This is a genomic window from Streptococcus oricebi, from assembly GCF_017883985.1.
Taxonomy (GTDB): Bacteria; Bacillota; Bacilli; order Lactobacillales; family Streptococcaceae; genus Streptococcus; species Streptococcus oricebi.
Genome location: NZ_PRDG01000005.1, coordinates 68,029 through 81,869 on the forward strand (window position 1 = coordinate 68,029; position 13,841 = coordinate 81,869).

Annotated in this window: 11 protein-coding genes; 2 read left to right on the plus strand and 9 right to left on the minus strand. The window is 46.2% G+C overall.

Features of this window, described 5'->3' with window-relative positions; all coding sequences use genetic code 11:
• Positions 1-92: 92 nt before the first annotated feature.
• A complete protein-coding gene (locus C4K46_RS08470; RefSeq protein WP_209628499.1) occupies positions 93-905 on the minus strand; it encodes an acyltransferase family protein in 813 nt (270 codons plus the stop codon).
• 175 nt (positions 906-1,080) lie between these two features.
• Positions 1,081-1,890: a PrsW family glutamic-type intramembrane protease gene (locus C4K46_RS08475; RefSeq protein ID WP_209628501.1), complete on the minus strand. Its 810-nt coding sequence runs from the start codon at positions 1,888-1,890 to the stop codon at positions 1,081-1,083.
• A gap of 148 nt (positions 1,891-2,038) precedes the next feature.
• On the opposite strand from C4K46_RS08475, the gene C4K46_RS08480 reads away from it, so the two are divergent.
• A complete protein-coding gene (locus tag C4K46_RS08480) occupies positions 2,039-5,098 on the plus strand; it encodes an ATP-binding protein (protein ID WP_209628503.1) in 3,060 nt (1,019 codons plus the stop codon).
• A 163-nt stretch (positions 5,099-5,261) separates the two neighbouring features.
• Positions 5,262-5,645, plus strand: a complete 384-nt coding sequence (locus tag C4K46_RS08485) for a DUF1310 family protein (RefSeq protein WP_209628505.1) — start codon at positions 5,262-5,264, stop codon at positions 5,643-5,645.
• A 154-nt stretch (positions 5,646-5,799) separates the two neighbouring features.
• Here the strand turns inward: C4K46_RS08485 and hutG are convergent, their stop codons facing one another.
• The 7 genes from hutG to ftcD form a co-directional block, all read right to left on the minus strand.
• Positions 5,800-6,786: a formimidoylglutamase gene (gene hutG / locus C4K46_RS08490; protein WP_209628507.1), complete on the minus strand. Its 987-nt coding sequence runs from the start codon at positions 6,784-6,786 to the stop codon at positions 5,800-5,802.
• A 179-nt stretch (positions 6,787-6,965) separates the two neighbouring features.
• A complete protein-coding gene (gene hutH / locus C4K46_RS08495) occupies positions 6,966-8,507 on the minus strand; it encodes a histidine ammonia-lyase (protein ID WP_209628509.1) in 1,542 nt (513 codons plus the stop codon).
• 15 nt (positions 8,508-8,522) lie between these two features.
• The gene (locus tag C4K46_RS08500; protein ID WP_209628511.1) at positions 8,523-9,866 is read right to left on the minus strand and encodes an APC family permease; all 1,344 of its coding nucleotides are present in this window, start codon (positions 9,864-9,866) and stop codon (positions 8,523-8,525) included.
• Positions 9,867-9,899: 33 nt separating this feature from the next.
• Positions 9,900-10,496 (minus strand): HutD/Ves family protein, encoded by a 597-nt coding sequence (locus tag C4K46_RS08505; RefSeq protein WP_209628512.1) that lies wholly within the window; start codon positions 10,494-10,496, stop codon positions 9,900-9,902.
• A gap of 14 nt (positions 10,497-10,510) precedes the next feature.
• Positions 10,511-12,184: a formate--tetrahydrofolate ligase gene (locus tag C4K46_RS08510; RefSeq protein WP_209628514.1), complete on the minus strand. Its 1,674-nt coding sequence runs from the start codon at positions 12,182-12,184 to the stop codon at positions 10,511-10,513.
• Positions 12,185-12,192: 8 nt separating this feature from the next.
• Positions 12,193-12,819 carry a cyclodeaminase/cyclohydrolase family protein gene (locus C4K46_RS08515; RefSeq protein ID WP_209628516.1) on the minus strand — a complete coding sequence of 209 codons (627 nt, stop codon included), beginning with the start codon at positions 12,817-12,819 and terminating at the stop codon, positions 12,193-12,195.
• Between the two features lie 9 nt (positions 12,820-12,828).
• The gene (gene ftcD, locus C4K46_RS08520; RefSeq protein WP_209628518.1) at positions 12,829-13,728 is read right to left on the minus strand and encodes a glutamate formimidoyltransferase; all 900 of its coding nucleotides are present in this window, start codon (positions 13,726-13,728) and stop codon (positions 12,829-12,831) included.
• Between the last annotated feature and the right edge of the window lie 113 nt (positions 13,729-13,841).

Genomic DNA, 13,841 nt, shown 5'->3' on the forward strand with positions numbered 1-13,841 from the left:
ATGATTTTTATTGATGAAAAGAGGGTAAATAGTGAAATCAACAATAAATGAAAGTAAGTAGGCTGAAAGTGTATTGTTGGAGATGAAGACAATCAGTCTTTTATATCTATCTGAAATAGTGGGTTTTGAATGAAGAAATAGTAAAAAATGAAAATTCCAGTGAGTATTGTAAAGATATTGGTTAAATGCTCTGTGTGTATATCAAAAATATAATAACAGATAGTGCTGAGAGTAATTACTAGAACTAGTGGCAATCCTATATTCCTAGCATATTTTCTGGAATGTTCTCGTAAATACAGCCCTAAACTGTAATAAAGAATGGGGAGAGTAAATTTCCACCAGCTAGGCAAGGAGTGCAGTAGGAGGGCATCGTTATGCTGGTAAAATATATCCAAAAAGCTAACAGGAAAGGATACAATAGCTAATAATAGAAGGATGAAGATGAGCTTGGCTTTGTGAGACTTTAGCTTTTTATAAATTGTATTAAATACAGGCGCTACTAGCATTAGTCCTAGGTACATTTGAACATACCAGCCATAATAGCCAAAACGAAAGATATTTTTTAGAACAAGGACAGCTGTTGCTATGGATAGGGAAAACTTTTCCGCAACAAGTGTGCAAAATAAGGTTGCCAAGCTATAAATCAAGAAGACATTTAATAAATTAAGAAAATACTTCTTGTTCCAGGTCTTATTGCCAGAGAGATAGCCTGTAATAATTAAAAACAGGGGAACACAGGTAAAACTGATGTTTCTAATAATAATAAAAGGGATAGCTAGTGGTTGAAACTGGACACGATAATATCCGGTATGTAAAAAGAAATGAACAGAAATAACAAAAAATAAGGCTAGAACCTTAAGAATATCAATACCGATATTTCTTTCTCTGTTTACAGATGTTTTCATAATAATCTCCTTAAAAATAACTATCATTATTCTACCATAAACTTCCTATTCAAAAAATAGAAGATAAAAAATAATTTTCTTCAACAGGCCTTTTATTACTGATAAAAAAGAGGCCGAGACAAAAGTCTCCAGCCTGTGGGAAATGAATCCTGCTTGCTTTTTGTTTTTCCTACGATTAAACCCCTTCTTTTTTGACCACTTGTTGGTAAAAGAGGTAAAAGACAAAGAGGTGTAGGGCTGCTGCAAATGGTGTTGTCAGAGGGAAAGGGGTATGAATGGCTGTAAAGGGGGAATTCCAGAGGAAGTGGAGCAGAAAGGCAGCTAGGAAGTAGAAGAGACCCAACTTGGCTTTCTTGGGTTCCTTTTTCTGGTAGAGCCAGTAGACGGCAAGGCCAGTTAGGGCCAGCCCTGTATAGAGCCAATGGGAGGAGATAGAGCCGGTAATGCGATAGAGGGTATCGGAAATGGTGAAGACAAAGCCCTCCTTTAGATCGCTATGGATGTAGGATAGGTCCTCACTGATTTGAAAGCCCAGTCCAGAGCTGATACCGACTAAGAGGATGCTCTTAAGGTTTTTGACTGGTAGGAGGCAAAGGGCCAGGCCTGCTGCTAGGAGCTTGGCTGGTTCCTCTACTAGAGGAGGCGAGATAGCTGGTTCCCAATGGTCCATAAAGGTCTTTCCTAGCCCCAGATGTTGGAAAAATTCTTGGGCAAATTGATTCCCATGGCTAGCCAACCAACCAGAGATAAACATACCCCCGATAAGGGCCAGCCCCATAGTGGCTAAGGGGGTCTGCCATTTCTTGGCCAGACGAGTCAGGATAAGGCCGGCTGGAATGATGTAGATGAGCATCAAGGCCAGGCAAAGCCCCACATGTCCATACTGGCTTCCGGTGATAGCACCCTGGGTATAGGGGCTGAGTTCGTACTCGATACCGATAGCCGCTAGGAAGAGAAAGATAAATAAAAGAATATGTTTTTTCATAAGCAACTTTCTAATTGTGATGATACTAGTAGTATAGCGGTAAATCAAGGATTTGTCTAGTCCCTAAAGGTCTTAAAAGGTAGATGAGACTTGCTATAATTGTTTTTTTCCTTTATATTAATATTAGAATACTTTGGGAGGCGATTTCATGAGGACTGTGCTGACACTGAAATTACTGGGTAATCCAGCCATTTACTTAAATCAAAAGGAAGTCTTTTTCTCCTTTGCCAAAATCAATGCTCTCCTTTATTACCTCTCTATCAATAAGACGGTGAGTCGGGAAGAGATTGCGGGCATTCTCTGGGAAAATAAGGATACCCAGACGGCCAAGAAAAATCTGAGAAACACTATCTATCAGGCCAATAAGGTACTGGGAGCTGACTACATTATTGCTCCTAATCGGACGGTCCTCTCGCTAAATCCGGAGTTAGAGATTGAAAGCGACCTTGATACTTTTAGTGGCCAGCCACTGGAGCATTTGTCGCTCTATCAGGGGGATTTTCTACAAGGTTTTTACCTGAGAGATGGGGAAGCCTTTGATTTGTGGGTAGCCAAGCTTCGGGCCCACTATGAGCAAGTCTACATCAAGGCCTGCTACCAAAAGATTGAGCAGCAGATGGGCCGGGAGGACTTTGCAGAGATTGAGGCCAGTCTTCACCGCTTGATTAGTTTAGACGAATTTGAGGAGAAGAACTATCAACTCCTCATGAAGCTCTATCGGGAGAACAATCGACCGGGTAAGGTTATCGAGACCTATTATAAATTGGTTAATATCCTGGATAGGGAGCTGGGGATTAGTCCTAATGAGGCCATCCAGCAGCTCTACCATGAGGTGGTAGCCAAGGACCGTAATGAGCGAAAAACCAAGCAGTTTCTGCGCAATACCGACCACTTTTTTGGCCGGGTGGAGGAAATTCGGCGCCTAGAGCGATATTTTTCTAAGATTTTAGAGGAGCAGGAGGCGAGAGTCTTGACTCTGGTCGGAGGGACTGGTCTGGGCAAGCGGACGGTTACCAGGCAAGTCCTGGCCAATCAGACCAAGTATTTCCAGATTGTCATGTCGGAGTGTTTCCGAGATGAGGCTGACTCTCCCTTGCAGGCCTGGCGCGGTATTCTAGATGGGCTGGGAGACTTGGTTATCCAGCACCAGATCTTGTCCATCAGTCAGTGGCAGACAATTCTCCAGTATTATTTTCCGGTCCTACCCCAAGAGCTGAATCAGCGTCAGGGAGAGATACTAGAGACGGGTAATTTGGCTCAGTTTATCGTGGATATTCTGCAAAAAATCTCTAAAAAGAAGGCCCTGGTCCTCTTGATTGAGGACTGTCATTGGATGGATCAGGAGAGTTTGCTGCTGCTGAAAAAGGTGCTCAACCACTTGGCTGACTATCCGATTGCCCTGGTCTTGACCAAGCACTTAAATACGACTGCTGGCTTGGAGCACCTGCTCAACCACTTACAGGCCCGGGATTTACTGGAATTTATCCACTTGCAGCCCTTAAGCGAGGAGGAGAGCCGCCTCTATATCCAGCAGGAGCTAGGAGATGAGACCCTGAGCCAGCGGGAGTTGGCAGAGATTTATCGGGTCAGTCAGGGCAATCCCTTCTTTTTATCGGAGTATGCGCGTGTGCTCAAGGAGCAGGGCAAGTTTAGTCCCCTAACTCCAGCCATTGAGGCCCGCCTGGCCTTAAGGTTTGAGGCCCTCAATAGTCGCGAAGAGGAGCTGTTAAACTACCTGGCCTGCTTTCGAGGGGCAGCTCCCTTGGCGATTTTGGCCCAAATCATGGTCCTGCCCTTTGATGAAATGGTCGACTTGGTCGAAGGCCTCTGCCACAAGCAGCTCTTGCAGGAGGACTATCAAAAGGAGGAGTTGGTGACTAGCTTTGCCCAGCGAGTCCTACAAATCTATTGCTATGAAAGCCTGTCTCTAGCTAAGAGGCGAATTTTGCATAATCAGATTGCCCAGGAGATGGAGGTCATGCTGGAGGAGCTCCCCTATAATGCCAATCTCCTTAATGAGATTGCCTACCATTATCGGGAATCCAAGCAGTTACTCAAGGCCCTGGATTATAGCCTGGACTATCTCAATTCGACCTTGCAATTTCACCATGAGCTCTTTCCGATTTACTCTAAAAAATTTGGTTTTATTGAAAAGACCGATGCTGATAATCATTCCTTAGTCAAGGCCCAGCTCAATCGGATTGAAAAGACCATTGGTGACTTGGAGGGCCAGTATGAGAGCCACAAGGACTTCCAGATTTTAAACCTACGTTTCCTCTATTTAAAGGGACGTTTTGCCATTCGTTCTGGTCAATACCAGGAAGGACTAGGCCAGATTAGGCGGGTCATTGCCCTGGCTAGGGAGTTGCACAGCATGGACTATGTCCTAGAGGGCTATCGACAACTGATTCATTATTGCATCCAGTCCGAGAATATCCCGGAAATGCGCTACTATACCGATTTGGCCCTGGATGCTGCTGTCCAGGATAATAATCATGAGGCTATCGGGATCAATCTCAGGCTCAAGGGTCTCTATCATCTGATGATTGGGGACATCAAGGAGGCCGCCCGCTTGATTCGGGAGTCCATTGCCTGCTTTAGCCTGACCCAGTCCCTCAAGTCCAAGTACTCTATTCAGATAGCGGCCGCCCTGGACTATTTGGCTGAAATCGAGCAAATCACTGGTCGTTTTGACCAGGCCATTGCCTACCAGAAAGAGGCCATCGAATTAACAGAAAATAAGACGGCCGAGCCCTCGCTTTTGGTTTTCTACATTGGCCTGGGGCTATCCTACTATTTTACAAATCAAATGGAGAAAGCCGAGCAGATTTTCCGCAAGGCCAAGGAAGACTTACAGACCCTGCGCTTTCCTTGGAAGGAAGCCCAACTAGAGGTTTATCTGGCCTTGATTGATTCTAGCAAGGGAAATTACCAGACCGTTCTAGACTTTCTGTTAAAGAGAGAGAGCCTAATAGAGCGCTACTCCAATCCGCGGGACAAGGGTATGATTTACTACCTCATGGCTGTGCTCAAGTATCGCTTGTTAAGGGGCAGTATCTCCTATCAAGGTTTTGAGGAGCTTCTGGATCAGCCCTTTGAGCGCTACTATGAGATTGCCAAGGGCCACCTCAATCCCTACCGGGATAGCCAAGCCTTGACCGAGCTAGAACAGTTACGGGTCGAGCTCAACCTAGCCAAGCTAGATTAGTTTGGAGAGCAAACTTAAGATGATAGAAACCCCCAGCCTGGCTAGTGACTAGGTTGGGGGTTTAGTTTTAAAGGGCTCTTTAGCCCAGGAAATTTATGCTATACTATAAGTGAATAAGATGTTTATTGATTGATAATGTAACATAAATGAGGAGGTTAGAAAGATGAATAAACCCCTAGTCATTACACTTGGAGTGCTACTTGCTCTCTTCTTACTAGTATTTGGAGGATTAAAATTGAAAGAAATGAATGAACACAATGAAATGGTCAAAATAGTCCGAAGCAAGGAAGCAAAGGACGCGATTGAAGAAGCGCTACATAATTTAGACCCTAATGCTTTGACAGATAAGGGAGTTATCAAGACTTATGAAATTGATGAAAAATCAATTTCTCATAATCCAATGGGTGGGATTGGCTTTCGGATGATTGTAAATAACGATAAACGTTTATACATAAATACAAGTTTAATAAAAAATCATGAGGGTAAAATAGAGGTAGGCGGCTCAATCATTGCTTCTGAATTAGACGATATATTACCTCAAAAGTAGGGGAGAAAGAGTAGTCAAATGATTTCTAATCAATAAAGAGACAGTAGGCACTAGGTCAGTTCCAAGACAAGCCTACTTTATTCAGAGGTTGGAAAGGCCACTCCCAGCCCCCAAAAACAAGACAGACCAGCAGGAGCTAGTCTGTCTTGTTTCTTTATCCAACCTGGGCCAGGACCTGGGTTAGGTAAAAGATGAGGGTGGCAGCCAGATTGGCTGTGTGGTTGTCAATATCGTGGGGCGGTGATACTTCTACGACATCAAAGCCTCGGAGCTTGCCGCTGGCTGCGATGTGTTGTAGGACCAACAAGGCTAGGTTGGGGTCTACTCCCAGAGACTGAATAGCACTGACCCCAGGAGCATTGGCTGCTGAGAAGCAGTCCATATCAATGGTTAGATAGACATGCTCTTGTCCCTCTAGGAACTGGTCAATGACTTGACAAATCTCCTGGTAGCCCATTTTATACATGTCTGTCCCAGTCAAGAACTGAATGGCCTTGGACCTAGCAACAAAGTCAAAAAGAAAGAGATTGTTGTTGTGCTCTTGGATACCTAAAATCAGATAGGGAAAGACCTGCTGGCGCTGGAGACTTTCATCAAACATCTGCCGAAAGCCAGTCCCTGAATTGGGGCCAGTTTGGTCGTAGGGGCGCAGGTCGAAGTGGGCATCAAAGTTGATAACTGCTAGTTGTTGATTGGGCTCCAAAGAGGCCTGGAGCCCCTGATAGTGGCCGTAGGCCGTTCCATGGCCACCGCCTAGGACAATGGGCTGCAAGTTGAGGTCCCGCAAGCGTTTGACCACCTTGGCTAGACTGGCCTGGAGCTGCTCGAGTGAGCGGTTGGGGCCGTCAATGTCTCCTACATCATAGACCTTGACCTGCTCTCCCAGGTGCCAGGGAAGCTTGGCTAGCTGGGCTCGAATGGCGCCGGGTCCTTCCACGGCTCCTACCCGGCCATTATTGATATAGACCCCCTTGTCACTCTTAAAGCCAACCAAGGCAAAATTAGTTCCTTCAAAGGGCTGGAGACTGGGATCGTTTAAATCCAGAAATTGGATCAGCATTCCCCACTTGGCGGTATAGAGGTTGTCATCTATTCCCCGATGGTAGTAACTGCGATCCAGTTGATAATAATCTTCTAACATGCTAACTCCCTTTTATCATCTAGATATGTAATTAGAAAATCTGCCCCTATCCCTAATTTACTGGGCTTGGGGCATTTCAATTCTTCGTTTCTCATTATAAGAGATTGACCTTGGCCTGTCAATCTCTGCTGGAAAAAAAGAAGTCCAAGATAAGATCCTTGGACTTCTTTGTTCAAGCCTTAAAATTGGATAGTCAAGTCCACAGCTTGCTCTACAGCAGCGAGAAACTCTGGGCTTTCAACCACTTGAGAAGCCTTGTTTAGTTCATCGTAGATTTCGATATCCTTATCAAAGTCGATAAAGTTGACATGCTTGCGGAAGAGCTCATAGGCTGGCTTGGTTCCCTTTCCAAGCTCATGATTTTCTGGTTTCAAATCGAGGGCCTGGCAGGCTGCCATGATTTCTGTTGCAACGATTCGGCGAGAGTTCTTGAGGATTTCTCCGGCCTTGCGGGCAGCAGTTGTTCCCATGCTGACAAAGTCCTCTTGGTTTTCACAAGATGGGATAGAGTCTACGCTGGCTGGGTGAGCCAAGATTTTATTTTCTGATGCTAGAGAAGCACAGGCGTATTGGGTAATCATAAAGCCAGAGTTGAGACCTGGATACTTAACCAGGAAGGATGGGAGCTTGCTTAGTTGGCTATTAACCAAGCGTTCTACCCGGCGTTCTGAGACATTTCCGATTTCAGAGATGGCGATTCCCAGGAAATCGAATGGTTGAGCCATAGGTTCACCATGGAAGTTTCCACCAGAGATAACCTTGCCGTCCTTGGTAATGATTGGATTATCAGTTACTGAGTTGATTTCAATTTCCACTTTTTCCTTGACGTAGGCGATGGAGTCCTTGCTAGCTCCATGGATTTGTGGGATACAACGTAGGGTATAAGGATCTTGCACCCTTTGTTGGGTAGCCACAGTGGTATTTTTGCTGCCTTCTAGGAGGTTGCGGATATTGCGGGCAGTTGCTAACTGGCCACTTTGTGGGCGAATGGTGTGAAGGTCTTCATCGAATGGACTGGTGATACCATTGTGAACTTCGAGAGATAGAGCCCCAGCGATGTCGGATAGTTTCAAAAGGTTAATGGCATCGTAGGTAGCAAGAGCACAGATACCAGTTAAGACAGTTGTTCCGTTGATTAGGGCTAGTCCTTCCTTGGCTGCCAGAGCAATCGGCTCAATGCCTGCTTGGGCTAGGGCTTCCTTACCAGCTAGGAGTTGGCCTTGATAGTAGGCCTTACCTAGTCCCAGCATTGGTAGAACCATGTGGGCCAAAGGTGCTAGGTCTCCAGAAGCTCCTAGAGAGCCTTTTTCTGGGATATAAGGAACCACATCCTTATTAAGGAGCTCCAAGAGTTTTTCAACAGTAGAAAGGCGGATACCAGAATAGCCCTTGAGCAGGGAGTTGATCCGGATGAGCATGATGGCCCGAACAGCGTCGGAAGCTAGTGGGTCACCGTAGCCAGATGAGTGGGTCCGAATCAGGTTTTCCTGTAATTGGACCGTATCTTCGGGTGAGATACTTACATTACAGAGGGAACCAAAACCAGTTGTTACCCCATAGACCACCCGTTTTTCGCGGACGATGTCATCGACAATCTTACGGGAGGCTTCGACAGCCTCTTTAGCTTCTTCTTTGATTTGGCATTGATAGCCATGGCGTGCAACGGCAACGACATCTTCAAGTGTCAAACCGTTACCGTCTAGATAAATGACCTTAGACATAGGTTTTTTACCCCCTTAAATACTTGAGCTTTCTTGTTTATGATTATTTTTGCGACCATGCAAGATGAAGTAAACACTACTTGCAATCAGGATTCCAGCCAGTCCATAGACCACGTTCATTGCATTATCCATCCAAATCATCAAGGCACTGATAATAATGGCAATAACTGGAATAACTGGTCCAAATGGAACGCGGAAGACCACTTTTCTGTCTGGGTATTTCTTGCGCAGGGCAATAACGGCTAGAGCGGTTGGGATATATTGGAAGAAACGGAAGACCACACTAAAGGTTGCCAGAGTTTCAAAAGATCCACTTAGAAGTAGGGCAATAGCCAAGACACCAGAGATGATGATAGCTAGGACAGGCGCATTTTTATCATTAGTTTCGGCAATTTTCTTAGGTAGGAGTCCTTCATCAGCGATAGCGGCTCCAAAACGAGGGACCATGATTGATTCACCGATATTGAGACCCAAGATAGAAATCAACATACCGATTGAGATGACCCAGCTCCCTGCAGGTCCGACCATTTCCACAAAGGCGTCTTGCACAGAGCGATCTGTTTGCATGATTCGGCTACCTAGCATGGCAATGGTTCCACCGATAATTAGCATATAAAAGATAGAAACGATAGAGATAGAGCCAAGGAGGGCCCGAGGAACGTTTTTCTTAGGGTTGCGCATTTCCCCAGCGACGATTGACATGGTTTCAAAGCCGATAAAGCCGTAGAAGATATAAACAGCTGTATTAGCAATGGATTTGAACAGGTTTCCTCCAGGTTCTAGTTGGAGGAAGGGTGTAAAGTTGCCCTTGTCAATCCCGCCCTTGATAAAGAAGAGGGCACAGGCAGAAAAGGCGATAATAGGGACCAATTTAGCTACGGTGGCTGTCAGAGTGAAGAATTTTGAGGTCTTAAGACCAGCGATATTCATCAAGCTCAAGAGGACTACCAGCGTGATACTGATTGGTAAATTGTAGCCTTCAAAGCTTGGGAAGGTGATGATAAAGATTTTAGCAAAACCAGCTGCCATGGCAGACCAGGCAATGATAGTTACGGCCCAACCCAGGAAGCCGACATTAAAGCCGACGAAGTCACCAAAGGCTGCTTTAGAGTATTGGAGGGCTCCTCCATTTTTGTCGAAATAACCAGCTGTTTCAGCCAGACAGACAGCTAAGAGGATAACCAGAATAGCTGTTCCTAGCATGACAGCCAGAGAGGCAGGTCCCAGGCCCTTGTAGATGTTTTGTGGTAGCAGGAAGATTCCTGAACCGATAACGGCATTGATACCATAGAGGGTTGCGCCCGACAAGCTGAATTTGGCTTTTTCTTGTTCTTGCGCAGTCATTTTATGTGCTTCCATAAACACGTCTCCTTTATAGCTGCAAGTGCAGCCCTAGCAATTCCTTTTATCCAAACCGATCCAGATAGCCTTAAAGGCTGACGGGCTCTTGGTTTGGATAAAGTGAATGACAAGCTCAGATTGCTGAGCGCCAATATCCACTAGAAGGCTTTCTTCTTTTTTGATTTCAAGGATTTGACCGTCAAGCTCCAAGCGGCAGTCTACCAAAAAGTAGAGCAACTGAACGGAGCACGATGAGGTCAAGCTTGCTTGCTCGCTAGAAATAGCTTGCATGTGACCCTCATAGCGGGGAGAATGGATAAGGTTGAAATCTGTACAGGTTCCCCGACTTTCAATGGGACTGGCCCCAGAAAAAGCATAGGGAGTATAAGGAGTGAGGGAGATGACCTCTTGGCTATCGCTATGGATGAGGTCAATGTTTCCGTCTAGGGTCATGAGAATCCGCTCATAATTTTCTAGAGGGGTGAAGTTTGACCTCTCCAGCTCAACTGTCGCAGTTGAAATGCGATAGTCAAAGTCTCGGTCTCCATAGTGACTGGTTTGGGGGAAAAGATAGACTTGCCTAGTCTTTCCGCCCGACCAGCTTGATTCTTGATAATCTTTGGGGCTGAGATGTCTCATCTTAAGCATCTGGCTCCCCTTTCTTAAAATAGGCCGCTAATATTTCCTTCTGCATCTACATCGATATGCTCACTAGCAGGCGTCTTAGGTAGACCAGGCATGGTCATAATTGCTCCTGTCAGAGCGACGATAAAGCCAGCTCCGGCTGAAACCTTGAGATTACTGATTTTAACGGTAAAGTCTTTAGGTGCTCCCAGTTTTTTAGGATCGTCAGAGAAGGAGTATTGGGTCTTGGCCATACAGATAGGATAGTTGGAGAAGCCCAATTCTTCTAATTCCTTGATTTGACGTTTGGCAGCAGGAGTCAGGCTAATGCCAGAACCACCATAGACCTTGGTGACAATCTTATTCAGCTTTTCTTCAATGCTGTCTTGGTCATCATAGACAAAGGAGAAGTGGTTGTCTTCTTCGGCCAGTTGAATGACCTTTTCAGCTAACTCAACGCCACCTTGACCACCATTGGCCCAAACATCAGAGATAACCACATCGACATTGCGTTTCTTACAAGCCTCGTAGACAGCTGCTAATTCAGCCTCAGTATCTAGAGGGAATTTATTGATAGCAACGACTGCTGGTAGGCCATAGACCTCTTGGATATTTTCCAGGTGCTTATCAAGGTTAGGAAGCCCATCAACCACTGCCTGGACATTTTCAGTCGCTAGGTCAGCCTTGGCTACTCCACCATGCATTTTAAGGGCCCGAATGGTCGCTACTAGGACAACAGCGCTAGGCCGTAGGCCAGACATCCGGCATTTGATGTCGATGAATTTTTCAGCCCCCAGGTCTGCTCCAAATCCAGCCTCGGTCACCACATAGTCTCCGTATTTCAGGGCCAGTTTGGTTGCTAGTACACTGTTACAGCCGTGAGCGATGTTGGCAAAAGGTCCTCCATGAATCAGGGCAGGTGTATGTTCCAGAGTTTGGACCAGGTTGGGATGGATAGCGTCCTTCAAGACAGCAGCCATGGCTCCACCAGCCTTGAGGTCACGCGCTGTTACAGGTTGACCTTGGAAGTTGTAACCGATGATAATCTTGTTCAGTCTTTCCTTCAGGTCTGTTATATTTTCGGACAAGCAGAGAATGGCCATGATTTCAGAGGCCACAGTGATGTCAAAGCCGTCTTCTCTCGGCACCCCATTGGTCTTGCCTTGCAGGCCATTTACGATGTGGCGCAGCTGCCGGTCGTTCATATCCACCGCCCGTTTCCAGGTGATGCGACGAGAGTCGATACCTAGGGCGTTTCCATGGTGAATATGATTGTCAATCAGGGCAGCTAGGAGGTTGTTGGCAACTCCAATAGCGTGGAAGTCTCCAGTAAAGTGGAGGTTGATATCCTCCATGGGAACCACCTGCGCGTGGCCTCCACCAGCAGCCCCTCCCTTGATTCCAAAGACTGGACCTAGAGAAGGCTCCCGCAGGGCGATGACTGCCTTCTTACCCAGAGTGGCTAAGGCATCTACCAGACCAACAGAGGTGGTTGTTTTCCCTTCGCCGGCAGGAGTTGGAGAAATGGCAGTTACCAGAATTAGTTTCCCGTCTTGCTTGTCTTTTAAGACTTCTAGTTGACGGGCGTCAATTTTTGCCTTGTATTTTCCGTAGAGAGAGAGGGCTTCAGGATCGATTTCAAGCCTGTCAGCAACCTTGCTAATCGGCTCCATCTCAACGGAATTGGCAATTTCAATATCAGATAAGACCATGTTTCACCTCACAAACTTTTTTCAATATCTTGGTAAATTTCGTCAGCTAGCTTGCTACCTTGGGCTAGTAGGACTTGCCCATTTTTGTGATAGTCCGCTACAAAGGCCTCATCCTTGATACCAGCTAGGTTAATCAGGACATTGAGCCAGGCTCCTTGGAGGCCAGCCTTGAGATTGAGGGCAGCCACTCCCAAGTCGCTGGCCGCATTGGTATTGGACCGGCCGACTGCACGTTTGGTTACCTCTAGGGCTTCATAGATGTCTTCCATCATAGCGAATGGAGACTTGGTTGCCGCCTTAAGGGCTTCCTGCATGGCTTCACGCCGCGCAGCCTTGTCCTCATCGGTCTCCTTAGGCATATCAAAGACTGCTGAAACCAGATTGAAGGCCTCGGTATCCTTGTCAATAGCCTCAAGGAGACTGGCTTGCAAGCGACTACTATCAGCGTGAACACCCTTTATTTCTTCTTCTACATCGGCATATTTTTTCTTGCCCAAGGTTAATTCACAAACCATCTTGGTTAGGGAAATCCCGTTAGCTGCCGATAGGGCTGCTGCAGAGCCTCCGCCAGGTGCTGGAGCATCAGACCCTAGGACCCGCGCAAATTCTTTTAAGTTTAAATCAACTAATTTCATCTCGCCCCCCTAGCCTAATAAGTGGTTTTCCAAGACTTGCTTACCGTAGTCAAAGTCTTCGATTTGGAGGTAGTATTCAGCGGTATCAATCAAGGCCTTGGCTGGTGCTAGCCCGATCAATTCAGAGCCAGTAATCCGCACTCCCCAGCGTTGAGCTTCAAATCTAACGGTTTCAAAGACACGATAGAGAGGGAATTTTTCCAGGTTGACCATATTGATAGAAACTTGAGCGATATTGCGGTCTTCAAGCATGACCCCGATTGCCTTACAATAGGTGTAACCACCTGATGATCCACGAATCACCTTGGCAATAGCATTGGCAATATCCAGATTATCGGTGTCCAAGTTGATATTGTAAGCCACCAGAGGCATCCGAGCTCCGACAGCAGTGACCCCAGCAGTTGGGTGAATTTTTCTTTCACCATAATCAGGTGCCCAGTCTTCTTCCAAGAGCTTTTCAGGCATGCCTTCAAATTGTCCCTTGCGGACCCGCGCTAGGTTCTTGCGCTCAGGACGGCTAGCCGCATCTTCATAGAGGAAGATTGGAATATTGAGTTCACGATTGATACGTTCAGCAACGGTTTTAGCGATTTCCACACATTCCTCTGCTGTAATATCCTTGATTGGAACGAAAGGAAGAACGTCGGTTGCTCCCATACGAGGGTGCTCACCCTGGTGTTTGGTCAAATCGATATGTTCAGAAGCGTATTTAACCAAGCGAAAGGCTGCTTCTTGAATATTCACTTCATCACCGACCAAGGTAAAGACACTGCGGTTGTGGCTGGCGTCTGACGAATGGTCTAGTAGGGTAACGCCAGGGACACTGCGGGCAGTTTCAACCAAGCCATTGATGACTTCTTGATTTTGCCCCTCTGAAAAGTTAGGGATACACTCAACAATTTTTGCCATTGTAAATTTCCTCCTGGAAAATAATTTTTAGATTTAAGAATAGTTGCCAAATCAGGAGTCTAGCCTGATTTGTTCTTATTAAAAGGCGGGGCCAATCACACTTAGCCCCACCC

What these genes read in the sequence shown, in the direction of transcription:
- C4K46_RS08505 (WP_209628512.1), bottom strand. Translation starts at nt 10,496, where the DNA reads ATGCTTAAGATGAGACATCTCAGCCCCAAAGATTATCAAGAATCAAGC.
- ftcD (WP_209628518.1), bottom strand. Translation starts at nt 13,728, where the DNA reads ATGGCAAAAATTGTTGAGTGTATCCCTAACTTTTCAGAGGGGCAAAAT.
- C4K46_RS08470 (WP_209628499.1), bottom strand. Translation starts at nt 905, where the DNA reads ATGAAAACATCTGTAAACAGAGAAAGAAATATCGGTATTGATATTCTT.
- C4K46_RS08480 (WP_209628503.1), top strand. Translation starts at nt 2,039, where the DNA reads ATGAGGACTGTGCTGACACTGAAATTACTGGGTAATCCAGCCATTTAC.
- C4K46_RS08515 (WP_209628516.1), bottom strand. Translation starts at nt 12,819, where the DNA reads ATGAAATTAGTTGATTTAAACTTAAAAGAATTTGCGCGGGTCCTAGGG.
- C4K46_RS08485 (WP_209628505.1), top strand. Translation starts at nt 5,262, where the DNA reads ATGAATAAACCCCTAGTCATTACACTTGGAGTGCTACTTGCTCTCTTC.
- hutH (WP_209628509.1), bottom strand. Translation starts at nt 8,507, where the DNA reads ATGTCTAAGGTCATTTATCTAGACGGTAACGGTTTGACACTTGAAGAT.
- hutG (WP_209628507.1), bottom strand. Translation starts at nt 6,786, where the DNA reads ATGTTAGAAGATTATTATCAACTGGATCGCAGTTACTACCATCGGGGA.
- C4K46_RS08475 (WP_209628501.1), bottom strand. Translation starts at nt 1,890, where the DNA reads ATGAAAAAACATATTCTTTTATTTATCTTTCTCTTCCTAGCGGCTATC.
- C4K46_RS08510 (WP_209628514.1), bottom strand. Translation starts at nt 12,184, where the DNA reads ATGGTCTTATCTGATATTGAAATTGCCAATTCCGTTGAGATGGAGCCG.
- C4K46_RS08500 (WP_209628511.1), bottom strand. Translation starts at nt 9,866, where the DNA reads ATGGAAGCACATAAAATGACTGCGCAAGAACAAGAAAAAGCCAAATTC.